This window comes from uncultured Pseudomonas sp., from assembly GCF_913777995.1.
GTDB lineage: Bacteria > Pseudomonadota > Gammaproteobacteria > Pseudomonadales > Pseudomonadaceae > Aquipseudomonas.
The window spans coordinates 31,812-56,287 of the sequence record NZ_CAJYVE010000014.1 but is presented as its reverse complement, the minus strand read 5'-3'; the positions used below and the strand labels follow the sequence as shown (position 1 = coordinate 56,287).

24 protein-coding genes and 1 other RNA gene are annotated in these 24,476 nt (G+C 63.4%); 13 read left to right on the top strand and 12 right to left on the bottom strand.

Translation table 11 applies throughout. The features are described 5' to 3' along the window. Position 1: 1 nt before the first annotated feature. From lpoB to QZ497_RS06110, 3 genes are read right to left on the bottom strand one after another with little or no spacing between them, the layout of a single operon-like run. Positions 2 to 592 (bottom strand): penicillin-binding protein activator LpoB, encoded by a 591-nt coding sequence (gene lpoB / locus QZ497_RS06120; RefSeq protein WP_295472183.1) that lies wholly within the window; start codon positions 590 to 592, stop codon positions 2 to 4. A 38-nt stretch (positions 593 to 630) separates the two neighbouring features. Then, a complete protein-coding gene (locus QZ497_RS06115) occupies positions 631 to 1,002 on the bottom strand; it encodes a YcfL family protein (RefSeq protein ID WP_295472181.1) in 372 nt (123 codons plus the stop codon). A 21-nt stretch (positions 1,003 to 1,023) separates the two neighbouring features. Further along, complete coding sequence (locus tag QZ497_RS06110; RefSeq protein WP_295472179.1) at positions 1,024 to 2,415, bottom strand: hypothetical protein; 1,392 nt, start codon at positions 2,413 to 2,415, stop codon at positions 1,024 to 1,026. Positions 2,416 to 2,788: 373 nt separating this feature from the next. Between QZ497_RS06110 and QZ497_RS06105 the strand changes: the two genes are divergently transcribed. Next, positions 2,789 to 4,678, top strand: a complete 1,890-nt coding sequence (locus QZ497_RS06105) for an FTR1 family protein (RefSeq protein WP_295472177.1) — start codon at positions 2,789 to 2,791, stop codon at positions 4,676 to 4,678. Positions 4,679 to 4,688: 10 nt separating this feature from the next. Here QZ497_RS06105 and elbB read toward each other — a convergent pair whose 3' ends face one another. Continuing rightward, positions 4,689 to 5,363 (bottom strand): isoprenoid biosynthesis glyoxalase ElbB, encoded by a 675-nt coding sequence (gene elbB, locus QZ497_RS06100; RefSeq protein WP_295472176.1) that lies wholly within the window; start codon positions 5,361 to 5,363, stop codon positions 4,689 to 4,691. A 110-nt stretch (positions 5,364 to 5,473) separates the two neighbouring features. Then, entirely contained in the window at positions 5,474 to 6,103 is a 630-nt protein-coding gene (locus QZ497_RS06095) for a DedA family protein (RefSeq protein WP_295472173.1), read from the bottom strand. A 231-nt stretch (positions 6,104 to 6,334) separates the two neighbouring features. Between QZ497_RS06095 and hemB the strand changes: the two genes are divergently transcribed. Together hemB and ppk1 are read left to right on the top strand one after the other, a co-directional pair. Continuing rightward, a complete protein-coding gene (gene hemB / locus QZ497_RS06090; RefSeq protein WP_295472172.1) occupies positions 6,335 to 7,345 on the top strand; it encodes a porphobilinogen synthase in 1,011 nt (336 codons plus the stop codon). Between the two features lie 20 nt (positions 7,346 to 7,365). Further along, on the top strand, positions 7,366 to 9,576 hold the full coding sequence (ppk1, locus tag QZ497_RS06085; RefSeq protein ID WP_295472170.1) for a polyphosphate kinase 1: 2,211 nt from the start codon (positions 7,366 to 7,368) through the stop codon (positions 9,574 to 9,576). Here ppk1 and ppx read toward each other — a convergent pair. Continuing rightward, complete coding sequence (ppx, locus tag QZ497_RS06080) at positions 9,563 to 11,065, bottom strand: exopolyphosphatase (protein ID WP_295472168.1); 1,503 nt, start codon at positions 11,063 to 11,065, stop codon at positions 9,563 to 9,565. The genes ppk1 and ppx overlap by 14 nt on opposite strands. A gap of 274 nt (positions 11,066 to 11,339) precedes the next feature. Between ppx and trxA the strand changes: the two genes are divergently transcribed. The 5 genes from trxA to QZ497_RS06055 all read left to right on the top strand — a co-directional run bounded on the left by trxA (position 11,340) and on the right by QZ497_RS06055 (position 16,712). After that, complete coding sequence (gene trxA, locus QZ497_RS06075; protein ID WP_295472166.1) at positions 11,340 to 11,669, top strand: thioredoxin TrxA; 330 nt, start codon at positions 11,340 to 11,342, stop codon at positions 11,667 to 11,669. A 234-nt stretch (positions 11,670 to 11,903) separates the two neighbouring features. Beyond that, the gene (gene rho / locus QZ497_RS06070) at positions 11,904 to 13,163 is read left to right on the top strand and encodes a transcription termination factor Rho (RefSeq protein ID WP_295472164.1); all 1,260 of its coding nucleotides are present in this window, start codon (positions 11,904 to 11,906) and stop codon (positions 13,161 to 13,163) included. Between the two features lie 114 nt (positions 13,164 to 13,277). Next, positions 13,278 to 14,744: a 4-hydroxy-3-polyprenylbenzoate decarboxylase gene (gene ubiD / locus QZ497_RS06065; RefSeq protein ID WP_295472162.1), complete on the top strand. Its 1,467-nt coding sequence runs from the start codon at positions 13,278 to 13,280 to the stop codon at positions 14,742 to 14,744. Next, positions 14,744 to 15,709 carry a CDP-6-deoxy-delta-3,4-glucoseen reductase gene (locus tag QZ497_RS06060; protein WP_295472160.1) on the top strand — a complete coding sequence of 322 codons (966 nt, stop codon included), beginning with the start codon at positions 14,744 to 14,746 and terminating at the stop codon, positions 15,707 to 15,709. Before ubiD ends, QZ497_RS06060 begins: the two co-directional genes overlap by 1 nt. A gap of 337 nt (positions 15,710 to 16,046) precedes the next feature. After that, positions 16,047 to 16,712, top strand: coding sequence for a gamma-glutamylcyclotransferase (locus tag QZ497_RS06055; protein WP_295472158.1), 666 nt, complete (start codon positions 16,047 to 16,049; stop codon positions 16,710 to 16,712). Position 16,713: 1 nt separating this feature from the next. Here QZ497_RS06055 and glpT read toward each other — a convergent pair whose 3' ends face one another. Next, entirely contained in the window at positions 16,714 to 18,063 is a 1,350-nt protein-coding gene (glpT, locus tag QZ497_RS06050; protein ID WP_295472156.1) for a glycerol-3-phosphate transporter, read from the bottom strand. Between the two features lie 337 nt (positions 18,064 to 18,400). Here glpT and QZ497_RS06045 point away from each other — a divergent pair, with 337 nt between their 5' ends. Further along, the gene (locus QZ497_RS06045) at positions 18,401 to 18,811 is read left to right on the top strand and encodes a flagellar basal body-associated protein FliL (RefSeq protein ID WP_295472154.1); all 411 of its coding nucleotides are present in this window, start codon (positions 18,401 to 18,403) and stop codon (positions 18,809 to 18,811) included. A 6-nt stretch (positions 18,812 to 18,817) separates the two neighbouring features. Here QZ497_RS06045 and QZ497_RS06040 read toward each other — a convergent pair whose 3' ends face one another. After that, positions 18,818 to 19,267, bottom strand: a complete 450-nt coding sequence (locus tag QZ497_RS06040) for an EVE domain-containing protein (protein WP_295472152.1) — start codon at positions 19,265 to 19,267, stop codon at positions 18,818 to 18,820. 177 nt (positions 19,268 to 19,444) lie between these two features. Between QZ497_RS06040 and QZ497_RS06035 the strand changes: the two genes are divergently transcribed. Beyond that, positions 19,445 to 19,591, top strand: a complete 147-nt coding sequence (locus tag QZ497_RS06035; protein ID WP_295472151.1) for a hypothetical protein — start codon at positions 19,445 to 19,447, stop codon at positions 19,589 to 19,591. 123 nt (positions 19,592 to 19,714) lie between these two features. Here QZ497_RS06035 and QZ497_RS06030 read toward each other — a convergent pair whose 3' ends face one another. The 4 genes from QZ497_RS06030 to QZ497_RS06015 all read right to left on the bottom strand — a co-directional run bounded on the left by QZ497_RS06030 (position 19,715) and on the right by QZ497_RS06015 (position 21,150). Beyond that, entirely contained in the window at positions 19,715 to 20,323 is a 609-nt protein-coding gene (locus tag QZ497_RS06030) for a 5-formyltetrahydrofolate cyclo-ligase (protein WP_295472150.1), read from the bottom strand. A gap of 82 nt (positions 20,324 to 20,405) precedes the next feature. After that, a non-coding RNA gene (ssrS, locus tag QZ497_RS06025) (6S RNA) lies at positions 20,406 to 20,584 on the bottom strand. Positions 20,585 to 20,614: 30 nt separating this feature from the next. Continuing rightward, positions 20,615 to 20,944, bottom strand: coding sequence for a cell division protein ZapA (locus tag QZ497_RS06020; RefSeq protein WP_295472148.1), 330 nt, complete (start codon positions 20,942 to 20,944; stop codon positions 20,615 to 20,617). Then, positions 20,941 to 21,150, bottom strand: a complete 210-nt coding sequence (locus QZ497_RS06015) for a TIGR02449 family protein (protein ID WP_295472146.1) — start codon at positions 21,148 to 21,150, stop codon at positions 20,941 to 20,943. Before QZ497_RS06015 ends, QZ497_RS06020 begins: the two co-directional genes overlap by 4 nt. Positions 21,151 to 21,310: 160 nt before the next feature. Here QZ497_RS06015 and QZ497_RS06010 point away from each other — a divergent pair, with 160 nt between their 5' ends. The 3 genes from QZ497_RS06010 to ubiH all read left to right on the top strand — a co-directional run bounded on the left by QZ497_RS06010 (position 21,311) and on the right by ubiH (position 24,460). After that, complete coding sequence (locus QZ497_RS06010) at positions 21,311 to 21,871, top strand: YecA family protein (RefSeq protein ID WP_295472145.1); 561 nt, start codon at positions 21,311 to 21,313, stop codon at positions 21,869 to 21,871. Positions 21,872 to 21,941: 70 nt separating this feature from the next. Continuing rightward, positions 21,942 to 23,276 carry a Xaa-Pro aminopeptidase gene (gene pepP, locus QZ497_RS06005; protein WP_295472305.1) on the top strand — a complete coding sequence of 445 codons (1,335 nt, stop codon included), beginning with the start codon at positions 21,942 to 21,944 and terminating at the stop codon, positions 23,274 to 23,276. Beyond that, entirely contained in the window at positions 23,273 to 24,460 is a 1,188-nt protein-coding gene (ubiH, locus tag QZ497_RS06000) for a 2-octaprenyl-6-methoxyphenyl hydroxylase (protein ID WP_295472143.1), read from the top strand. Before pepP ends, ubiH begins: the two co-directional genes overlap by 4 nt. The last annotated feature ends 16 nt before the right edge of the window (positions 24,461 to 24,476 follow it).

The following is a 24,476-nucleotide window of genomic DNA, read 5'->3' as shown; positions in this document are numbered from 1 at the left end:
CTTAGCGCTCCGTGGTCTTGCGGATTTCTTTCTCGTCCATCCACTCGGCCAGACCGCTCTCGACGTCGATCAGTTGCAGGCTGAATTTGTAGTAGACGTCCTTGTAGTCGCTGCTGCGCTTGACGATCGAGCTGATCGCGCCTTCCAGGCGGTACTTGGCGGCGATCATGTTGCCGGTCTTGGCGACGGTGGAGTTCTTGTACAGGCCGCTCTGGTTCTGCAGTTTGAGCTGGTCGACCTGGTTCTGCATCTGGTTGTTATCGCTGGCGAAGCGTGCGGTGCCGCTCTTCATCAGCTGGGTCTTGATGGTAGTGGTGATCTCGCGGGTATCGATGTACTCGCTGGTCTTGTTCTTCACGTCATAGACCTGCACCACCGGGCGGCCTTGCAGCACGCCGGACTGGGCCAGCGAGCGGGTCATGCTTTCAGCGATCATCTGCAGGTCGGTGGAGCCGAACTCGTTGGTCACGGTCTCGACGGCCTTGGTGTCGCCGTAGCTGATGTTCTTGCTGCCCAGGGTCGGGGAGTTGTTGGCGCAGCCGGTGGCCAGCAGGGCGATGGCGGCGATGGAGCAAAGGCGGATAAAGGACATGCGGGTGTTCTCTTCAACTTGGCAAAAGGGAAAACGGATCAAGGCGTGTTGACTTCGATGCGGAAGTCAGTGGCCCGTGGCACGGGTGCGATACCGGGCAGCACGACGCTCTGCGAGCCGTACAGGGGCAGGGTTTTCCAGGTTTCTTCATCGGCCACCGGGAAGCCATCGTTGCCCAGCCAGGCAAAGCGGTAGTACAGGGTCTTGTTGCGGCTGCTGGTGTTGCTCAGCTGCGCCTTGACGGTCAGGAAGCCGTTTTCGCGGGCGACGCGAATGGCGCCGACTTCGATGTTCTTGAAGTCGCCCATGGGCACGATCTTGCTGGCCGCGCTGCCAGGCGCCGGTGGCGGCGGGGTGGCGCAACCGGCGAGCAGCGCCAGGGCCAGGGCGGCGAGGATCTTGGTACGCATTGCGGAGTCTCCGTCGAAGGTTTACTTGGCTACAGCGATGGCTTGCGGCGCGTTGGTCGGGATGACCTGGGCGATCTGACCGTCGGCGTACACCTGGTTGCCCAGGGCGCGCACGGCGACGACCTGGTAAGGCTTGTCGATCTTGAACTGCACCTGCGAGCCGCCCAGGGCATTGGGCAATACCACCTGGTGCTGGCCTTGCGGCAGGCGAATGCGCGCCACCAGGGTGCGGTCCGGCAGGGTGCGCCAGGTGCGGGTGTCGGCGCCTTCGGTGATCGCCGAAGCGATGCCCACCGCCAGGCCGGCCAGCGGGTTCACTTCGTTGAGCTTCTTCTGCGCCACGCCACGGCTGATGGCGCGTACCGTGGTGCGTACTATGATGCCCGGCATGTCGTCACGCAGGGCGCGGCGCGACATGTCGGTGGTGCTGTTGAGCAGGGTCAGATTCAGCGGCTTGCCGTTCAGCGATACCTGATCGAAGCTCGGCGTGCTGCTGTCGGCACGGATCACCGGGAACGACAGCGGGGTGATGACCAGGTTGCCGCTGATCGGCAGTGGCAGCGGGACGCGTACCGAGTCGCGGGCCGGCGCGAAGCCGCTCTGTACCACCAGCAGTACTTCGCTGTCGCCGTTCTTGCCGGCGTCGGCGTCGAGTTTCTTCAGTGCGTCTTCGAGCAGCGGGGTGTTGGGGCGCAGTTCAACGGCCTTGCGGTAACCCGGTGCGGCCAGGCCTTTCTCGCCCAGGGCCTCGTAGACGAAGCCGGACAGGTAATGGCTGAACGCGCTCTGGTAGCTGTTCTTCAGGTTGACCACTTCCGGAGCGTCCAGCGACGCCACAGGGTAGCCCTGCAGGTCCTTGAACTGAGTGGTGACGCCCTGGCGCTGGGCCTCCTGCTCGCTCTTGAGGTATTCCTTGTCACGCAGCTCGGCGATCACCGCTTCGCGTTCGTGGGTCTTCTTGATTTCGGTGCGGGCACCGTCGAAGTCGTTGCGTGCCAGCAGGTTGAGGGCCATCTGCGTGGTCAGCATGACCTTTTCGTAGTCGTAGCCTTCGTAGCGACGCACCTTGTCGTTGACCAGGAAGCTGCCGAACTGCGCCAGGTACTTGTCGGCGTCGAGCTTGACCGATTCCTCCCAGGTGTAGATCACCCGGTCGGCGGAGTGCCAGGCCGCCTGGCTACCGTCCAGGTCGCCCTTGGCGCGCAGCAGTTCGCCCTTCTCGAAGTAGTAGAGCAGGTCCTTGTCGGCACTGGTGTTGTTCTTTTCCAGCGTGGCCAGGGCACCGACGATGTTGCCGGCGGTGAGCTGCTGGTTGGTTTCCTTCAGTTCGGTGTCGTAGCTGCGGAAGGCGGAGCAGCCTGCCAGCTGGACAGCGGCGAACAGTGCGAGGGCGGTAAGGGCGCGAGAAGACATGGAGCGTTCCAATCCCTGAAAATCGATGGCGAGAATCAGGGTGACCCGCTATGCCAGTCCCATGGCCAGGCGCGTGCGGGCTGCCTGAATGATGTCCGTATGCCGGAGCCGAGCGGCCCTGGAAGGTGCGGAAGCGCGGGATTATAAGCGGCGGGCTGGCGATGACAACGGATATTTGTCCTTGTTCCGGAGGTGCTGGGCTTTCAGATGAGCGGAATGTGAGCTAGCTCACCTGTGCTAGTGCCTTTGGACTAGTCGCGAGCGGCGGACGACGCGGATGTAATTTTTTGTCACAAATATTCACTCAGAGTCTTGAGCAGCGTCGGATGTAAGGGAACAATGCTCGGCTTTGCCATCCATTGAGAATCATTTCATGTCGTTCCCTGCCCGTTTCCTGGGCTGGCTGCTGCTGCCGGTATTGGCGCTGTTCAGTTCCAGCCTGCTGGCCGAGCCTGTCGAGGGCGCCGCTCAAGCACTGCACCTGCTCGACTACATCGCCGCCGATTACCCGGCCACCGTGGCCGACGGCAAGGTGGTCGAAGATAGCGAGTATCGCGAGCAGGTCGAGTTTCTGGGCGCACTGCACGGACTGGTGAACGGGCTGCCGGCGCGTGCCGGGCGTGATGCGCTGGAGCGCGGGGTCGCTGACCTGCAGCAGGCCGTGGCCAGTCATGAGGACGGTGCTCTGGTGGCCCGCCAGGCGCGCCAGTTGGGTGCCAGCCTGGCGGCCCTGTATGAGGTCAGCCAGGCGCCGCTGATCACGCCGGACCCGGCCCGGGGCGCACCGCTCTACGCTCAGACCTGCTCGGTCTGCCATGGTGACAGCGGTGCGGGCGATGGGCCGGCGGGAATCGGCCTGGACCCGGCGCCGTCGAACCTGCGCGATGCCGTGCGCATGGGCCGTCTGAGCCTCTATGACCTCTACAACACAGTGGGGTTGGGAGTGAGCGGTACTGACATGCCGGCCTTCGCCGAGCTGCTGGACGAGCGCCAGCGCTGGGACCTTGCTGTGTACATCGCCAGTTTCAGTGCGCCGGCCACGGCGGCAGCCGACAAGACCTGGAACATTGCCGAGCTGGCTCGCCAGACCCCGGCCGAGGTGGAAGCCAGCGACGGCCCGCAGGCTGCCGCGGCATTCCGCGTGCAGCGCGCCAAGCCACCCCAGGCCCAGCGCGGCCCAGCGCAATTGCTGGACTACACGCGCAGCACCCTGGACAAGAGCCTGGCGGCCTATGCCAGCGGTGACCGTGACCAGGCCTACGACCTGTCGGTGGCCGCTTATCTGGAAGGCTTCGAGCTGGTGGAAAGCTCGCTGGACAACGTCGATGCCGCGCTGCGCAAGGACACCGAGAAGTCGCTGATGGCCTACCGTCAGGCGGTGCAGGACGGCCTGCCCCAAGAGCAGGTGAAGCAACGCCTCGACCTGGCCAAGGTCAAGCTGCAGGCCAGTGCCGAGGCGCTGGGCGGCGATGGCCTGAGCGTATCGCTGAGCTTCATTTCCGGCCTGCTGATCCTGCTGCGCGAGGGCCTGGAGGCGATTCTGGTGCTCGCCGCGATTCTTGCCTTCCTGCGCAACACCGGCCAGGAGTCGGCGGTGCGCAGCGTCAACGTTGGCTGGGGGCTGGCCTTGTTGGCCGGCCTGGGCACCTGGGCGCTGGCCGCCTATGTGATCGACGTCAGCGGCGCGCAGCGCGAGCTGCTGGAGGGGGCCACGGCGTTGTTCGCCAGCGTGATGGTGCTGTGGCTCGGCGTGTGGATGCACGACCGACGCCACGCGGCAGCCTGGCAGGACTACGTCAAGAGCAGCCTGGTCAGTGGCGGCGGGCGTTTCGGCTTCGCGGTGCTGGCGTTCTTCTCGGTGTATCGCGAGCTGTTCGAGGTGATCCTGTTCTACGAAACCTTGTGGCTGCAGGCCGGCCCGGCTGGCCACAATGCCGTACTGGCGGGCGGCGCCACGGCACTGGTGCTGCTGCTGGGGCTGGCCTGGGTGATCCTGCGTGGCTCGGCGAAGCTGCCGCTGGCGCTGTTCTTCTCGATCAATGCCGCGCTGTTGTGCGCGCTTTCGGTGGTGTTCGCCGGGCATGGCGTCAAGGCATTGCAGGAAGCCGGCATCTTCGGCACCCATCCGGTGAATTTCTTCGAATTCGACTGGCTGGGCATCCATGCCGATGCCTGGTCGCTGAGCGCCCAGGCGCTGGCCTTGCTGGCCATCGTGGTGCTGTACGGGCGCAGCCGCCTGCAGGAGCGCCGCGCCCAGGTCTGAGGCGTGGTGCTCAGGCCGCGTCGTCGTGCTCGTGGGTGAGTTCGACGATGCGGTCGACCAGCTTGTTGATGCCGGCGGCCGCCTCACTGATGCTGCCGGCGAGCATGTAGGCCGGTGTGCTGACCAGGCGACGTTCGGCGTCTTCAACGATATCTTCGACGTGGCAATCCTGATGCACACCGCCCATCTGGATGATCGCCGCAGCGGTGTCGGGATCGTTGCCGATGGTGCTGATGACGCCTTCGCCGTAGATCTTGGCGGCCAGCGCCGGGGTGATGCAGATCAGCCCGACCGGCTTGCCGGCGGCGGCAAAGGACTGCAGCAGGTTCAATACGTCGGGCTGCACCTGGCAGGCGGCACCTTCGCTGGCCAGATTGGAAAGGTTCTTGGCTGAGCCGAAGCCACCGGGGACGATCACCGCGTCGAAGTCTTCGGCGCGGGCCTCGCGCACGTCTTGAACCGCGCCACGGGCGATGCGTGCAGACTCCACCAGTACATTACGTGTCTCTGCGCTGGGGTTGCCGGTCAGGTGGTTGATGACATGCAGCTGCGGGATGTCGGGGGCGAAGCATTGCGTCGTTACGCCGCGCTGGTCCAGGCGCAGCAGGGTCAGGACGCTTTCGTGGATCTCTGCTCCATCGTAGACACCGCAGCCGGACAGGATTACGGCTACTTTCTTGGTCATCGGCGACACTCTCCGTCTCAGGCCCGACCGGGTGGCGGGCATATGAAACATGGGATCGTATCAGCAGGCGGGCGTTCAGTGGGCCAACCCGGCAGGGTCGGCCGCGGGGGTTAATCGTCGGTTTTCTTGTCGAGCGTGTCGGCTTGCAGGGCTGCACCGGAGGCGGCTGCCAGCTTCTCTTCGCGGGCCAGGCGTGCGGTACGGATACGCCGGCGCAGCCACAGGGCCAGACCGATCACCAGCAGGCCGCCGAGCACCCACATCTCGTACTTCTTGATATTGCCCAGCAAGCCTTCCATGAAGGAGCCGAAGTGATAGGCGGCGGCCGCCAGGGCTATGGCCCATACCGCAGCACCGATGCCATTGAGCAGCAGGTAGCGTCCTGGCGGATAGCCGGACAGGCCGATGGCCACGGGCATTACCGTGCGCAGGCCGTAGACAAAGCGGAAACTCAGAACCCAGAGGTCGGGATGCTTGCGCACCAAGCGCAGCGCCCGGTCGCCCATGGCCTGCCAGCGCGGCTTGCGGGCGAGGATCCGGCGCCCGTGGCGGCGACCCATGAAATACCACAGCTGGTCGCCAGCGTAGCTCCCACAGAACGCGACGATCATGACCATATTGAGGTCCATGTAGCCACGAAAAGCCAGGAAACCGGCCAGAACCAGAATGGTTTCGCCTTCGAAGAAGGTGCCGATGAACAGGGCCAGATAGCCGAAATCGTTGAGAAAATTCTGGAGCATTGTCTGGGTGCTGGCGAAATGAGGACGCAGCCTAACCCGCGCAAGGCAAACTGGAAAGCGTCGGTGTGCGTCTGTAGGTTAAAGAATGTTACAACCATAGTCGTGCAAAATACGCCAGCCGCTCTGCTGCGGCCTTGAGTCGCACATTGCACTTAAAGTGTCACACATTGGTCATAATGGCGGCTTATAACTGTCGCGCTTGCCCGCGCATGCGGGCCCAGGAGTATTGCCGTGAGTTTCACCCCCGCAAACCGCCTGTTCCCTCTCACTCGCCTGCGTCGTAATCGCCGCGACGACTTTTCTCGTCGCCTGGTGCGCGAGAATGTCCTCACGGTCGATGACCTGATTCTTCCCGTATTCGTCCTCGAAGGCGAAAACCGCCGCGAAGCGGTCGCTTCGATGCCGGGTGTGGAGCGCCTGTCGGTCGACCTGCTGCTGGAAGCTGCCGAACAGTGGGTTGAACTGGGCATTCCGGCCCTGGCGCTGTTCCCGGTGACCCCCACCGAGAAGAAATCCCTGGATGCCGCCGAAGCCTGGAACCCCGAGGGCATCGCCCAGCGTGCTACCCGTGCGCTGCGTGACCGCTTCCCGGAGCTGGGCGTCATCACCGATGTGGCGCTCGACCCGTTCACCACCCACGGCCAGGATGGCATCCTCGACGAAGAAGGCTATGTGCAGAACGACATCACGGTCGATGCATTGGTCAAGCAGGCGTTGTCCCACGCCGAAGCCGGCGCCCAGGTCGTGGCTCCTTCGGACATGATGGATGGTCGCATCCAGGCGATCCGCGAGGCCCTGGAACTGGCCGGGCATGTCAACGTGCGCATCATGGCCTATTCGGCCAAGTACGCCAGCGCCTACTACGGCCCGTTCCGCGATGCGGTGGGTTCGGCACTGAACCTGGGCAAGGCCAACAAGGCCTCGTACCAGATGGACCCGGCCAACAGCCACGAAGCGCTGCATGAAGTGGCCGCCGACCTGGCCGAAGGCGCCGACATGGTGATGGTCAAGCCGGGCATGCCGTACCTGGACATCCTTCACCGGGTCAAGGACGAGTTCAAGGTGCCGACCTTCGTTTACCAGGTCAGCGGTGAATACGCGATGCACATGGCCGCTATCCAGAACGGCTGGCTCAGCGAGGGGGTGATCCTCGAATCGCTCACCGCTTTCAAACGCGCCGGCGCAGACGGCATCCTGACCTACTTTGCCGTGCGCGCCGCTCAACTATTAAAAGGGCAATAGCCTCCCTCACAGGAACGTTCATGAATACCGAAGGACTCACCCAAGCCACTGTAGAAGTCGATGTTCAGGAGGCTACACCCGTGGTTGAGCCTGCCGTTGAAACTCCGCAGGTCGTGGAGCCTCCCGTGGCTGCAGCGCCTGCCATCGTCGTGCCGAACCTGGATGACAGCAGCCTGTACATCCACCGCGAGCTGTCGCAGTTGCAGTTCAACATCCGGGTGCTCGAGCAGGCGCTGGATGAGTCCTACCCCCTTCTGGAAAGGCTGAAGTTCCTGCTGATCTTCTCCAGCAACCTCGACGAATTCTTCGAGATCCGCGTCGCGGGTCTCAAGAAGCAGATCAATTTCGCCCGCGAACAGGCCGGTGCCGACGGCCTGCAGCCGCACCAGGCGCTGGCGCGCATCAGCGAACTGGTTCACGAGCAGGTCGACCGTCAGTACGCGATCCTCAATGACGTGCTGCTGCCCGAACTGGAAAAGCACCAGGTGCGCTTCATCCGTCGCCGCTACTGGACCACCAAGCTCAAGACCTGGGTGCGTCGCTATTTCCGTGACGAAATCGCGCCGATCATCACCCCGATCGGTCTCGACCCGACCCACCCGTTCCCCTTGCTGGTCAACAAGAGCCTGAACTTCATCGTCGAGCTGGAGGGCGTGGACGCCTTCGGTCGCGACTCGGGTCTGGCGATCATCCCAGCACCGCGCCTGCTGCCACGGGTCATCAAGGTGCCCGAAGACGTCGGCGGGCCGGGCGACAACTTCGTGTTCCTGTCGTCGATGATCCACGCGCATGCCGACGACCTGTTCCAAGGCATGAAGGTCAAGGGCTGCTATCAGTTCCGCCTGACCCGTAACGCCGACCTGGCGCTGGACTCCGAAGACGTCGAAGACCTGGCCCGCGCCCTGCGCGGCGAGCTGTTCTCGCGTCGGTATGGCGATGCGGTGCGCCTGGAAGTGGCCGATACCTGCCCGAAACACCTGTCGGACTACCTGCTCAAGCAGTTCAGCCTGACCGAATCGGAGCTGTATCAGGTCAATGGCCCGGTCAACCTCACCCGCCTGTTCAGTATCACCGGCCTGGACAGCCACCCCGAGCTGCAACATCCGCCGTTCACGCCGGCGATTCCCAAGCTGCTGCAGAACAGCGACAACCTGTTCAGCGTGATCCGCAAGCAGGACGTGCTGCTGCTGCACCCGTTCGAGTCCTTCACGCCGGTGGTCGACCTGCTGCGCCAGGCCGCCAAGGATCCACACGTGCTCGCGGTGCGCCAGACCCTGTACCGCAGCGGTGCCAACTCCGAGATCGTCGACGCGCTGGTGGATGCCGCGCGCAACGGCAAGGAAGTCACGGCGGTCATCGAGCTGCGCGCGCGTTTCGACGAAGAATCGAACCTGCAGCTGGCCAGCCGCCTGCAGGCTGCCGGTGCGGTGGTGATCTACGGCGTGGTGGGCTTCAAGACCCACTCCAAGATGATGTTGATTCTGCGTCGCGAAGCCGGGGAAATCGTGCGCTACGCACACCTGGGGACGGGTAACTACCATGCCGGCAACGCGCGGCTGTACACCGACTACAGCATGCTGACCTCCGACGACGCACTGTGCGAGGACGTGTCCAAGCTGTTCAGCCAGCTGATCGGCATGGGCAAGACCCTGCGCATGAAGAAGCTGCTGCACGCGCCGTTCACCCTCAAGAAGGGCATTCTCGACATGATTGCCCGGGAGACGCAGTTCGCCATCGAGGGCAAGCCGGCGCACATCATCGCCAAGTTCAACTCGCTGACCGACCCGAAGGTCATCCGCGCGCTGTACAAGGCCAGCCAGGCGGGCGTGAAGATCGACCTGATCGTGCGCGGCATGTGCTGCCTGCGCCCCGGCATCGCCGGCGTGTCGCACAACATCCAGGTGCGTTCGATCATCGGCCGCTTCCTGGAGCACACGCGGGTCTACTACTTCCTCAATGGCGGCGAGGAGCAGATGTTCCTGTCCAGTGCCGACTGGATGGAGCGCAACCTCGACAAGCGCGTCGAGACCTGCTTCCCGGTGGAGGGCAAGAAGCTGATCCTGCGGGTCAAGAAGGAGCTGGAGCTGTACCTCACCGACAACACCCACAGCTGGCTGCTGCAGTCAGACGGTCGCTACCTGCGCAGTTCGCCGACCGGCAACCAGAACGCCCGCAGTGCCCAGGCGACCCTGCTGGAGCGCCTGAGCAACCCGGTGCTTACCGTGCGCTGAAGACGATCCCGACCCGGGTCAGCCACTCCGCTTCCAGCGCGAAGTCGGCCTGGGTCAGCTGGTTGTTTTCCAGCCAGCCATCCGGGAACTGCGCGTCCAGGTTCGGGCCGTCGGCGCGCAGCACCACGGTCGGCATTTCCTGGGTGCCACGGATGTGGTGGAACAGGATGGCGAAGCGCAGCAGCACGCACAGGCGGATCAGCTTGATGCCTTCGTCGCCGAACTCGGCGAACTTGTCCTTGGGGATGTTGCGCCGGTGGCCACGCACCAGCAGGGCCAGCTTCTGCTGGTCTTCGTGGGAAAAGCCGGCCAGGTCGGAGTGTTCGATCAGGTAGGCGCCGTGCTTGTGGTAATGGTAGTGGGCGATGTCCAGGCCCACTTCATGCACCTTGGCGGCCCAGCTCAGCAGCTCGGCGTAGTTTTCATCCTGCAATTCCCAGGCATCGGCCACCTGCTCCAAAGCCATCAGCGCCTTGCGCTCGACCCGTGCGGCCTGCTCCATATCGACGTGGTAGCGCTCCATCAACGAGTTCAGCGTGCGCTCGCGCACGTCTTCGTGATGGTGACGGCCCAGCAGGTCGTAGAGCACGCCTTCGCGCAGAGCGCCTTCGCAGTGGTCCATGCGCTGCAGTTCGAGAGCGTCGAAGATGGCTTCGAGAATCGCCAGGCCAGCCGGGAAAATCGCCAGGCGGTCGGGCTTGATGCCTTCGAAGTCGATCTTGTCGATGTCGCCCAGCTTGAACAGGCGGCGCTTGAGCCAGGCCAGGCCCTCGGCGTTCACTTCGCCCGAGCCGTGGCCATTGGCCTTGAGCACGGCACCGATGGCGCGGATGGTACCGGACGAGCCGATCGCCTCGTCCCATTTCAGGCGGTGCAGGGCCTGCTCGATGCTCATCAGTTCCAGGCGCGCGGCGGTATAGGCCTGGGCATAGCGGGCCGGGGTGATCTTGCCGTCGCGGAAGTAGCGCTGCGTGTAGCTTACGCAGCCCATCTGCAGGCTTTCGCGCAGCAGCGGCTCGAAGCGCTGGCCGATGATGAACTCGGTACTGCCGCCGCCGATATCGGCCACCAGGCGCTTGCCGGGGGTGTCGGCAAGGGTATGCGAGACGCCCAGATAGATGAGGCGGGCCTCTTCACGACCGGAGATCACTTCCACGGGGTGGCCGAGGATGGCTTCGGCGCGATGGATGAATTCGTTGCGGTTGCGTGCTTCGCGCAGGGCGTTGGTGCCGACGATCCGTACGGCGCCCAGCGGCATGCCGTTGATCAGTTGGGCGAAGCGCTTGAGGCAGTCCAGGCCGCGTTGCATGGACTCTTCGGTGAGCTGACGTTCCTCATTGATACCCGCTGCCAGTTGAACCTTTTCTCCCAGCCGCTCAAGAATGCGGATGTCGCCTTGATTGGCCTTGGCGACAACCATATGAAAGCTGTTGGAACCCAGATCGATCGCGGCGATCAGGGAAAAATTCTTGGCTTTGGTATGAGGCATGGTCAGAAAATTCCGGTCAATGACCGCGCCATCCTGCCACGATCCATGCCGGACGCCAACGCGCAGCTGCCCGTAGGGCTGCCGGATGAGCCTTTGCAAGCGGGTGAGGTCATTCGTCGGCCAAGCGCCGGTCGATCGCGAGGCAGCAGGGCCTTGGGCTATAACCTCTGTCTCGTTCCTTCATAGGCACAGTCAATGACGCCGCGCTTCCGCATTGGTAGCGGTGCCGCTATGATGGACGCACGTTTTTTTGCCTAGCAACCCGGAGAATTCCATGAGTAGCGACCTGATCAAACACGTCACCGACGCCAGCTTCGAAGCCGATGTTCTCCAGGCTCAAGGCCCTGTGCTGGTTGACTACTGGGCTGAATGGTGCGGCCCTTGCAAGATGATCGCTCCGGTTCTGGACGACATCGCTGCCACCTATGAAGGCAAGCTGACCGTCGCCAAGCTGAACATCGACGAAAACCAGGAAACCCCTGCCAAGCACGGCGTGCGCGGCATTCCGACCCTGATGCTGTTCAAGAACGGCAATGTCGAGGCCACCAAGGTCGGCGCGCTGTCGAAGTCGCAACTGGCGGCTTTCATCGACGCCAACCTGTAACGCCCGAGCGCTTCAAGACCCCGCAAACAGCGGGGTTTTTTTTGAGCCGCGATACTAGACGCTTCCCTGGTCAGGTGTTACATTCGGCCCCGCAACGGCTTTCCCGTTGCCCCCTGCTAGCCGTCGCCGACGCTCTCCTTTCGATTCAGTACGCGATCCTTTCGCCATCTCCGCGGCGCGGTTTCATTAAGCCCTAGCTTAATTCCCCCTCATATACGATTACCTCATTCCCCTATGAACCTGACTGAACTCAAGCAAAAGCCGATTACCGATCTGCTCGAAATGGCCGAACAGATGGGCATAGAAAATATGGCCCGTTCGCGCAAGCAGGATGTGATTTTTTCCCTGCTCAAGAAGCACGCCAAGAGCGGTGAAGAGATCTCCGGTGATGGCGTGCTGGAGATCCTCCAGGACGGCTTTGGTTTTCTGCGTTCTGCGGATGCTTCCTATCTGGCCGGCCCGGACGATATCTACGTCTCGCCGAGCCAGATCCGCCGTTTCAACCTGCGTACCGGGGACACCATCGTCGGCAAGATCCGCCCGCCGAAGGAAGGCGAGCGTTACTTCGCCCTGCTGAAGGTCGACTCGATCAACTTCGACCGCCCCGAGAACGCCAAGAACAAGATCCTGTTCGAGAACCTGACGCCGCTGTTCCCCAACGAGCGCCTGAAGATGGAGGCCGGCAACGGCTCCACCGAAGACCTCACCGGCCGGGTCATCGACCTCTGCGCTCCGATCGGCAAGGGTCAGCGCGGCCTGATCGTCGCCCCGCCGAAAGCGGGCAAGACCATCATGCTGCAGAACATCGCGGCCAACATCACCCGCAACAACCCTGAATGCCACCTGATCGTGCTGCTGATCGACGAGCGTCCAGAGGAAGTGACCGAAATGCAGCGCACCGTGCGCGGCGAAGTGGTCGCCTCGACCTTCGACGAGCCGCCGACCCGTCACGTACAGGTCGCCGAGATGGTCATCGAGAAGGCCAAGCGCCTGGTCGAGCACAAGAAGGACGTGGTCATCCTGCTCGACTCGATCACCCGTCTGGCACGTGCCTACAACACCGTGATCCCGAGTTCCGGCAAGGTCCTGACCGGTGGTGTCGACGCCCACGCCCTGGAGAAGCCGAAGCGTTTCTTCGGTGCTGCGCGTAACATCGAGGAGGGCGGCTCGCTGACCATCATCGCCACCGCGCTGATCGAAACCGGCTCGAAGATGGATGAAGTGATCTACGAAGAGTTCAAGGGTACCGGCAACATGGAGCTGCCCCTGGATCGCAAGATCGCCGAGAAGCGTGTATTCCCGGCCATCAACATCAACCGTTCCGGCACTCGCCGCGAAGAGCTGCTGACCGCCGATGACGAGCTGCAGCGCATGTGGATCCTGCGCAAGCTGCTGCATCCGATGGACGAAGTGGCGGCCATCGAGTTCCTGGTCGACAAGCTCAAGACCACCAAGACCAACGATGAATTCTTCCTGTCCATGAAACGCAAGTAACGGACAGTTTCATCGGAAATGGCGCCCTCGCGGCGCCATTTTTTTTGCCTGTGCGCTGGCACCTCTACACAGAGCAGGTACGATGTGCACCTCTTTGTAAAAGTGGCCGGGTCAATGAAATTCAAGGATCTTAGGGACTTCGTGCAGCAGCTTGAGCAGCGCGGAGAATTGAAACGCATCCAGATGCCCATCTCCCCCGTGCTGGAGATGACTGAAATCTGTGACCGCACCCTGCGAGCCAAGGGCCCGGCCCTGCTCTTCGAAAAACCGGTGGGCTTCGACATGCCGGTGTTGGGTAACCTGTTCGGTACGCCGGAGCGGGTCGCCATGGGCATGGGCGCCGAATCCATCGCCGAGCTGCGCGAAATCGGCAAGCTGCTGGCCTTCCTCAAGGAGCCCGAGCCGCCCAAGGGGCTCAAGGACGCCTGGTCCAAGCTGCCGATTTTCAAGAAAGTCATCGCCATGGCGCCCAAGGTGGTCAAGGACGCGCCCTGCCAGGAAGTGGTCATCGAGGGTGATGACGTCGACCTCGGCCTGCTGCCGGTGCAGACCTGCTGGCCTGGCGATGTCGCGCCGCTGATCACCTGGGGTTTGACCGTCACCCGCGGGCCGAACAAGGAGCGCCAGAACCTGGGCATCTATCGCCAGCAGGTGATCGGCCGCAACAAGGTCATCATGCGCTGGCTGAGCCATCGGGGTGGGGCGCTGGACTACAAGGAATGGTGCGCGAAGAATCCGGGCCAGCCGTTCCCGGTAGCCGTAGCCCTGGGCGCCGACCCGGCGACCATTCTCGGCGCGGTGACGCCGGTGCCGGACAGCCTGTCCGAATACGCTTTCGCCGGCCTGCTGCGTGACAGCCGCACCGAGCTGATCAAGTGCCGGGGCAGTGACCTGCAGGTGCCGGCCAGCGCCGAGATCGTCCTCGAAGGCGTGATTCATCCCGGTGAGATGGCCGACGAAGGCCCCTATGGCGACCATACGGGCTACTACAACGAGGTGGACAGCTTTCCGGTGTTCACCGTCGAGCGAATCACCCATCGGCAAAAGCCGATCTACCACAGCACCTACACCGGCCGGCCGCCGGATGAGCCGGCAATTCTTGGCGTGGCGCTCAACGAAGTGTTCGTGCCGATCCTGCAGAAGCAGTTTCCGGAGATCACCGACTTCTACCTGCCGCCCGAGGGCTGCTCGTACCGCATGGCGGTGGTGACCATGAAGAAGCAGTACCCCGGCCACGCCAAGCGCGTCATGCTGGGTGTGTGGTCGTTCCTGCGACAGTTCATGTACACCAAGTTCGTTATCGTCACCGACGACGATATCAATGCACGGGACTGGAACGACGTCATCTGGGCCATCACCACGCGCATGGACCCCAAGCGCGACACGGTGATGATCGACAACACCCCTATCGACTACCTCGATTTCGCCTCGCCGGTGTCCGGCCTGGGCTCGAAGATGGGCCTGGACGCCACCCACAAGTGGCCGGGCGAAACCAGCCGCGAGTGGGGGCGTGCCATCGTCAAGGATGAAGCGACCACACGCCGTGTGGACGAGATCTGGAACCAGCTGGGAATCGATTGATGCGTGTAACCCTGCAGCCCTCCGGCGCCATTCTGCAAACCCTGCCCGGTGAGGCCATCCTGGCGGCGGCACAGCGTCTGGGCTACGAATGCCCGAACAGCTGCCGCAATGGCAACTGCCATGTCTGTGCGGCGCTGCTGGTGGAAGGCCGCGTGGTCCAGGACGGTCAGGAGCACGACCATGGCGAGGTGTATACCTGCCTGGCACAGCCGCTGGAGGATTGCGTGGTGCTCTGGGACGGCGTGTTGGCCCACGGCGAGCTGCCGGTGCGGCGCCTGGCCTGCCAGCTCAGTGAATGTGTCGCGGTGGGTGGCGATGTCTGGCGCATCGGCCTGCGCGCCCCGGCGGGCAAACCGCCGCGCTATCACGCCGGGCAGTACCTGATGCTCGAACGTGAAGACGGCGGCCAGTCGGCGTTCTCCCTGGCCAGCGCGCCGCATGCCGGGCGTGACCTGGAGCTGCACGTGCTGGCCCGCGAGGCCGGTGCCCAGGCCCTGCTGGCGCAGTTGCAGCGCGACGGGCTGGCGCGGGTCGAGCTGCCATTCGGTGATACCCATCTGGCCGAGCTGCCGGATGGACCGTTGGTACTGATCGCTGCCGGCACCGGCATGGCGCAGATGCACAGCCTTATCGAACACTGTCGCGTCAGCGGCTTCCGCCATCCGGTGCACTTGTACTGGGGCGTGCGCCGCCCCGAGGATTTCTACGTCATCCGCCATTGGGACGCCTGGCAGCAGCTGCCCAACCTGCATCTGCACAAGGTGGTCAGTGACCTCTGTGGTTGGGAGGGGCGTTGCGGCCTGTTGCATGAGGCGGTGCGTGAAGACATCGCCGACCTTTCTCAGGTGCATGTCTACGCCAGCGGCTCGCCCGCGATGGTGTATGCCACCCTTGAGGCGCTGGTCGAAGCGGGCATGGACGCCCACCGCATGCGCGCCGACGTATTCGCCTACGCCCCTCGCTGACGGGCCTGAAGCGGCTTCGGCCGTGAATCGCCCGCCTGTTCATGGCCGCTGCAGTGAATGTCCTGGTCCTTTCGCGAGCAAGCCCGCTTATGACCTGCCCGCAGAGCATTATTGCCAATCGGTCTTGAAAACCGCGTGCTTAGCGCTTCGCCAGACGGTCCAGGCGGTTGGATTGGATTTTGCTTCATGCCAGTATGATCCGGCCGCCGGAATCGTTTCACTGGCGGCTGCTCGATTCTTTTCGCTCTATCGCTACCGCGACACCGGTCTGTCGGCCGACGGGCGCCAGATGCCCGGCACCGGCTGGCCATGGCAAGGCACTTGCCAGGGAGACTCAATGGGTAATCCAGTCAATGATCTCGCCGCAGCCGTACACGACGGCCTGGGCCTCACTTATCCGCCGGTCATCGACCTCGGCCCGCAACTGACCCACGAACAACTGCTGGCCTCGATGCACGCTACCCTGCAACGGCATGAGGGCGGGCCGGTCTGGCTGTTCGCCTATGGTTCGTTGATCTGGCGCCCGGAGTGCGCCACCGTGGAGCGCCAGCGCGCCCGTGTGCATGGTTACCACCGCGGGCTGTATCTCTGGTCGCATGAGCATCGCGGTACGCCGGATGCGCCGGGGCTGGTATTCGGCCTGGATCGCGGTGGTTCCTGCACGGGCGTCGCCTATCGCCTGGCCGATGAATGCCTGGAAGAGTCGTTGCTGGCGCTGTGGAAACGCGAGATGCCATACCCATCGTATCGGCCGCACTGGCTCAGTTGCCGGCTGGCCGATGGCCGCAAGATCCAGGCCTTGGGCTTCGTGCTGGAGCGGCACCTGCCCAGCTACGCGGGCAACCTGCCCGACAGTGTGCTGAGCCAGGTCCTGGCCTGCGCCAGCGGGCGTTCCGGCACCACGCGCGACTACGTGCAGCAGACTGCCCAGGCGTTGCGCAGCCACGCCATGCCAGACCGGAATCTGGAGGCGCGGCTCAGGCGTTGCGGGTCGCTGGTCTGAATCAGGCCTTGACCGGACGCGAGGTGCTGGCAGCCTGCTTGTGCCGCAGGGTCGGTGCCAGGAAGGCCATGGCCAGGATGCACGAACCCACCAGCAGGACAAAGCCGCCGTCCCAGCCGAAGTGGTCCACGGTATAGCCGATGGCGGCGCTGGCTGCGACCGATCCGCCGAGGTAGCCGAACAGGCCGGTAAAGCCGGCGGCGGTACCCGCGGCTTTCTTCGGCGCCAGTTCCAGGGCCTGCAAGCCGATCAGCATCACCGGGCCGTAGATCAGGAAGCCGATCGACACCAGGGCGATCATGTCCACGGTCGGGTTGCCTTCCGGGTTCAGCCAGTAGACCAGGGTGGCGACGGTCACCAGGAACATGAACACCATGCCGGTCAGGCCGCGATTACCCTTGAAGATCTTGTCCGACATCCAGCCGCACAGCAGGGTGCCGGGAATGCCGGCCCACTCGTAGAGGAAATATGCCCAGGAACTTTTATCGACGGTGAAGTGCTTGGCTTCCTTGAGGTAGGTGGGCGCCCAGTCGAGTACGCCGTAGCGCAGCAGGTAGACGAACACGTTGGCCAGGGCGATGTACCACAGCAGCTTGTTGCGCAGCACGTACTTGACGAAGATTTCCTTGGTGCTGAATTCCTCTTCATGGCTGGCGTCGTAGCCTTCCGGGTAATCGTTCTTGTATTGCTCGATCGACGGCAGGCCCACCGATTGCGGGGTGTCGCGCATGGTCGCGAAGGCGAACACCGCCACCAGCAAAGCCACCGCCGCCGGCACGTAGAACGCCGCATGCCAGTCGTTGGTCCAGCCCAGGCCGAGCAGGAACAGTGGGCCGATCAGGCCGCCACCGACGTTGTGCGCAACGTTCCATACCGACACCACGCCACCGCGTTCCTTCTGCGACCACCAGTGCACCATGGTGCGCCCGCTGGGCGGCCAGCCCATGCCCTGTGCCCAGCCATTGATGAACAGCAGGATGAACATGATGGTCACGCTGGACGTGGCCCAAGGCGCGAAGCCGAAGATGAACATCACTCCGGCCGAGACCAGCAGGCCGAAGGGCAGGAAGTAGCGTGGGTTGGAGCGGTCGGAGACCAGGCCCATGAGGAACTTCGACAGGCCGTAGGCGATGGCGATGGCCGACATCGCCACCCCCAGCTGGCCGCGGGTATAGCCCTCTTCGATGAGGTAGGGCATGGCCAGCGAGAAGTTCTTGCGCAGCAGGTAGTAACCGGCATAGCCAATGAAGATGCCGGCGAAGATCTGCCAGCGCAGGCGACGGTAGGTGCTGTCGACCTGCTCTTCGGGCAGGGGCGCGCGGTGTGGGGCGGGACGGAAAAACGCAAACATGAAGATGCTCCGGTTCTTGTTCTTTTTGCGAAAGTGAATGTTACATTTTCGTTACAGAAAAAAGCAGTGCCTCCGGACGTTTGGAGCCAAATTTTTTTCGTTTTTGTTCATTTGTGAACATGTTCGCACTTCGGTGGTGCGCCAGCTTGCACGCAGCGTGACGCCGTCGACCTATTCCTTTTGCGCGTTTGGCCGATAAGCTCTGAGTAGTCCGGATTCATGCCAGGCCTGTGCTGGGTCTGGCAGCCGGATTGGCGCTACACTGCGTGTCGCTGCGGCGCTCGCCCCGGGCGACCGGCCTGGCGCGGCGCGGGCAAATCGAATTGAGGAGTGGATTGTGAAAGCGTGGATCCTGATGTTGCTGGCTTTGACCTTGCCCGCCCTGGCGCAGGCCGAGGAAAAGAAGGAAGAATCGGCTGAGCCCAAGCCAGCCTATGTGACCCTCGCGCCACCGTTCGTTGGCAACTACGCCCTGGATGGCGGCCCCAAGCTGCGCGTCTACAAGGCCGACATCGCCCTGCGCGTGACCGGCACCGAGGCCCAGGCTGCGGTCAAGCGCAATGATCCCCTGATTCGCAATCAACTGGTGGCGCTGTTCTCCCAGCAGACCGTCGAGAGCATGAGCAGCGCCGATGCCAAGGAAAAGCTGCGTCAGGAAGCGCTCAAGCAGGTTCAGCAGGTGTTGACCACCGAAGAGGGGCAGCCCTATGTCGAAGACCTGCTGTTCAATAACCTGATCGCCCAGTAAAGGCGTTCAGCGCAGGGCGACAATGGCCGCCCACTGTTCGGCGGTCACCGGCATCACCGACAGGCGGCTGCCCTTTTGCACCAGCGGCAACTGTTCCAGTGCGCTCTGCTGTTTCAGGTAACCCAGCCCCAGCACTTGGGTGAAGAGGCTCTCGAAAGCAACGTCGATGGCGCTCCAGGGGTTCTTTTCCGCGCTGGCCTTGGCGTCGAAGTAATGGCTGTCGGGGTCCAGGGCCGTAGGGTCCGGGTAGGCGGCGCGAGCGATGGTGCCGATACCGGCAATGCCGGGTTCCGGGCAACTGGAGTGGTAGAAGAAGAACGCATCGCCTACATTCATGGCACGCAGAAAGTTGCGTGCCTGATAGTTGCGTACCCCGTCCCAGCGGGCTGTGCCCAGGCGTTGCAGGTCGCTGATCGAGAACTCGTCAGGCTCCGATTTCATCAGCCAGTGGGCCACGTTGCATACTCCTGTTACGAAAAAAACAAGGCAATGACAAAACCGACAGCCGGTTGACGTCAGGATTTGCGTACTGGATCACGTTATCGCAAAATGCCGCACCTTTCAGTTACCGCTGTTGCACGACCATCTACATCGCTGCCGACAACGTATTGATTTGCTGCAGGAGGGCAATCAATGAATCGCAAGCCGGATCTTCTCTGGATTCTCGTTTTCTTGTTCGGCTTGGGTATCGTGACCACCGGTTATGCGCAGAGTCTCTGGTCCAACAAGACTGAAGCGCCCGTCCACGTCGCTCAGCAGAAGGGCGTGAGCCGCAACTGAGCCGTCCTGGGGTCAGTCGGTGAACGCGGCTTCAGCCACGAAGACCGCCCGCTCACAGCAGATGCGCTGATTTACTGCCCATTCGCGGCTGAAGCCGCTGCTACTCGGTTCGATTGGTAAGCATCAGGCCCGGGCCAAGTACCAGCGCTTGTCCGAGACCGTGCCCAGCAGCGGGATATCCCAACTGGCCATCGCCAGGCGCTCGACTTTCTGACATTCATGGGCCAGCCCGAGCAATACCGGCTTGCGCCAGGTCTTGCGGCGGCTGCGATAAGCCAGGCTGCGGTCGTAGAAACCACCCCCCATGCCCAATCGACCGCCCTGTTCGTCGAAGCCCACCAGGGGCAGCAGAACCAGGTCCAGCGCCCATACTGGACGCTGTCTCGAGCGGTCGATGCGCGGTTCCGGAATGCCGAAGCGGTTCGCTCGCAGGGCTTCACCCCGGTGCACCCGCTGGAACACCATTTTCGTCCGTGGCCAGGCGTTCAGCACTGGCAGGTAGGTGGCCTTGCCGCGACGTTGGGCTGCGCGCATCAGCCAGCGCGGGTCGATTTCCCCGTCATTGGCCAGGTACAGCGAGACATGCCGGGCGCGGCGGAACAGCGGGTGCTGGGCCAGCTGGCGGTACAGGTCGCGTGCAGCATCACGTTGCTGGCTCTGGCTCAGGGCTCTGCGGGCCTGGCGCAGTTGGCGACGCAATTGCGGGCGGGTCAGGACGGGTGGGGGGCTCATGAACGGCTGGTCATGCAGGCGGGTCCTCGACTGAGGAAGGGGAACAGCCACTGCCAGTGAGGGCAGGCAATGGCTGAAAACTGGACTCCCCGACGAGCCGCTGTCGGTGTAGCCCTTGAACCCGAAAGTTCAAGGTGGAGATTGCAGGAGGTTTTAAGGCTTTCCGTCGAGCGGACATGCACACCAACCCCGACGTGCAACCCCCGTGGTTGTGCGTATCGGCTCAGGGACATGACCGACTGGCAAACACTCCAGGGAGCGGCGCAAGTATACAGAAACGTTACGCAATATTCAGCCCCGAGACGCATCCGGTGCTGGAGCGCCCTCGCCAGCCAGGGCCAGATCGACTTTTTCGAGCAGGTCACGGACCTGTTCGCGGGTCGAGCCGCCGACCTGCATGTCGGGCAGATTCTGCTTGTGCAGCAGGTCGTGGGTAATGTTCAGGGCAGCCATGACGGCGATCCGATCCGCGCCGATCACTTTGCCGCTGCTGCGGATCTCACGCATCTTGCCGTCCAGGTAGCGGGCGGCGCTGATCAGGTTGGTGCGCTCTTCCTGAGGGCAGATGATCGAGTATTCCTTATCGAGGATTTGGACGGTGACGCTGTTGCCGTTGCTCATGAGTCTTGCTCCAGGGCCTTGAGGCGCGAAATCAGTGACTCGACCTTCTGCCGGGCGATTTCGTTCTTTTCGATGAGGTGGGCGCGTTCCTCGCGCCAGGACTTTTCCTGAGCTAATAGGAACGCATTTTGGCTTTTTAGTTGCTCGACCCGTTCGAGCAACAGCTCCAACCGGTTCATCAGCGCTTGCAGATCGGTGTCTGGCATGGGTCCCCACGGAATACTTTCTGATGAGCGGCACGACTTCGCCGTCGATGATTCTGCCTGGTGGGGACTTTAAGGGTTTCGGCTTGTGCTGAAACGCTAACAGCCCCTACGATACAAGGCCTCCATTCTAGACATTGCGCCCTTTGGCGACCAGTTGACCATGCCCACTCCGAATTCTCCCTACAAAGCCTTCGCCACCCTGCTGAGCAGCAATGGCCACCCGGTCTCTCCCGCCGAACTGCACGGCCTCCTGCTTGGCCGCAGTTGCGCTGGCGCCGGTTTCGACAGCGAAGGCTGGTTTGCCGACGCTTCTATCCTGCTGGAGTCCGAGCCCCAGGAAAACGTGCGCCAGGCGCTGGTCGGCCTGCAGGAAATGGTCAAGGGCGAGTTGAGCAGCGAAGACATGACCGTAGTCCTGCTGCTGCCCGGCGACGACGAACCACTGGCCGAACGCGCTGTTGCGCTGGGGCAGTGGTGCCAAGGCTTCCTCTCGGGCTTCGGCCTGGCGGCCGGCGATCGCGTACTGAGCATCGAGGCCACCGAAGTGCTGCAGGACCTCGCTGCCATTGCCCAGGTCCAGGACGCCCTCGAAGAGTCCGAGGATGGCGAAAACGACTACATGGAAGTCATGGAATACCTGCGCGTCGCGCCGCTGCTGCTGTACTCCGAGTGTGTCAGGAAAGACCCTGCCCAGGCGCAGCCCAAGCCGTCCCTGCACTGATCCCCAACCCGGCGTGGCCGGTTGCGGCTGGCCCGCAGCGGCGCGCCTCCACGGGAGGTGTCCCTTGTCGATGATCCATATTCCGAAGGCCGAGTACGCGCGGCGTCGCAAGGCCCTGATGGCGCAGATGGAGCCCAACAGCATCGCCATCCTGCCGGCGGCGGCCGTGGCCATCCGTAATCGTGACGTCGAGCACGTCTACCGCCAGGACAGCGACTTCCAGTACCTGACCGGTTTTCCTGAACCCGAAGCGGTGGCTGTGCTGATTCCGGGTCGCGAATACGGCGAGTACGTGCTGTTCTGCCGCGAGCGCAACCCCGAGCGGGAACTGTGGGACGGCCTGCGCGCCGGCCAGGAGGGCGCCGTACGTGACTACGGTGCCGACGACGCATTCCCCATCAATGACATCGACGACATCCTGCCCGGCCTCATCGAAGGCCGGGACCGGGTCTACTCGGCCATGGGCAGCCATGCCGAGTTCGACCGGCACCTGATGGAGTGGATCAACAGCATCCGCTCCAAGGCTCATCTCGGCGCCCAGCCGCCGAACGAATTCGTTGCCCTGGATCACCTGCTGCATGACATGCGCCTGTATAAATCGGCCGCCGAGGTCAAGGTCATGCGCTATGCCGCGCAGGTCTCGGCGCGTGCCCATGTACGCGCCATGCAGGCTTGCCGCGCCGGGTTGCACGAATACAGCCTGGAGGCCGAGCTGGAATACGAATTCCGCAAGGGCGGTGCACGCATGCCGGCCTATGGGTCCATCGTCGCTTCCGGCCGCAACGCCTGCATCCTGCATTACCAGGAAAACGCCGCTGCGCTGAAAAACGGCGACCTGGTGCTGATCGATGCCGGTTGCGAGATCGACTGCTACGCCAGCGACATCACCCGCACCTTTCCGGTCAGCGGCCGCTTTTCAGCCGAGCAGAAGGCGATCTACGAACTGGTGCTCAAGGCCCAGCAGGCTGCCTTCGACGCCATCGGGCCCGGTCGGCACTGGAACGAGGCCCACGAGGCCACGGTGCAGGTGATCACCGCCGGCCTGGTGGAGTTGGGGCTGCTCAAGGGTGACGTGGCGCAACTGATCGAAGACGGCGCGCACCGGGCGTTCTACATGCACCGTGCCGGGCACTGGCTGGGCATGGACGTGCACGATGTCGGCGACTACAAGGTCGGTGGTGAGTGGCGCGTGCTTGAACCCGGCATGGCACTGACCGTCGAGCCGGGAATCTATATTGCGGCAGACAACCAGAATGTCGCGAAGAAATGGCGGGGTATCGGTGTGCGAATCGAAGACGATGTGGTGGTGACCCGGCAGGGCTGCGAGATCCTCACCGGTGACGTGCCGCGCAGCGTGGCCGAGATCGAGGCGCTGATGGCTGCGGCGCGCGCGGAGGTGGCATGAGCCGTTGCAACCTGGCGATCATCGGCGGCGGCCTGGTCGGCGCCAGCCTGGCCCTGGCCTTGCAGGCCGGTGCCCGCGAGCGTGGCTGGAAGATCGTGCTGATCGAACCCTTCGCGCCGGGCGACAGCTTTCAGCCCAGCTACGACGCGCGGTCCTCGGCCTTGTCGTTCGGCACCCGGCGTGTCTATGAGCGGCTGGGGCTGTGGCAAGCCATCGCCCGACGGGCCGAGCCGATCCTGCAGATCCAGGTCTCCGACCGCGGACGTTTTGGCGCGACCCGCCTGTCGGCCATCGAAGAAGGTGTACCGGCGCTGGGCTACGTGGCCGAGAACGCCTGGCTGGGCCAGTGCCTGTGGCAGGCGCTGGACCCCGAGGTGGTGAGCTGGCGGGTGCCGGCCGAAGTGCTGAAGATGCAGGCCGTGGACGCCGGCTACCGGCTGACCCTCAATGACGATACCGAACTGGAGTGTGACCTGGCCGTGCTGGCCGATGGTGGGCGCTCCAGCCTGCGCGAGCAACTGGGCATCGGCGTACGCCAGCGGCCCTACGGGCAGAGTGCGCTGATTGCCAACATCACCCCCAGCGAAGCGCATGACGGTCAGGCCTTCGAGCGCTTTACCGAACAAGGCCCCATGGCCCTGTTGCCGTTGCCGGACAACCGCTGCGCGCTGGTCTGGACCCGTAAGGGCGATGACACCCAGCGGCTGGCGGCCCTGGACGACCAGGCGTTCCTCAGCGAGCTGCAGGGCGTTTTCGGTTACCGCCTGGGCCGGCTGTGCCAGGTCGGTGCCCGGCATGTCTACCCGCTGAACCTGGTCGAGGCCGAAGAGCAGGTGCGTTCGCACCTGGTGGTGCTGGGCAACGCGGCGCACAGCCTGCACCCCATCGCCGGGCAGGGCTTCAATCTGTCGTTGCGTGACGTCGACGCACTGGCTGAGACCCTGCTGGAAAGCGACCGGCCGCCGGGCGAGCTGGCGACCCTGCAGCGTTACCTCGACCGCCAGCGATTGGACCAGCAGATGACCGTCGGTTTTTCCGACAAGGTCACCCGGCTGTTCGGCAGCTCGCAGCCGTGGGTCGTGGCCGGCCGTAACGTGGGCCTGCTCGGCCTGGACCTGCTGCCCCCGGCCAAGCGCTGGTTCGCCCGCCAGGCCATGGGTCTGGGGACCCGCTCGGACGCCTAGGCGTCCGAGCGGCCAA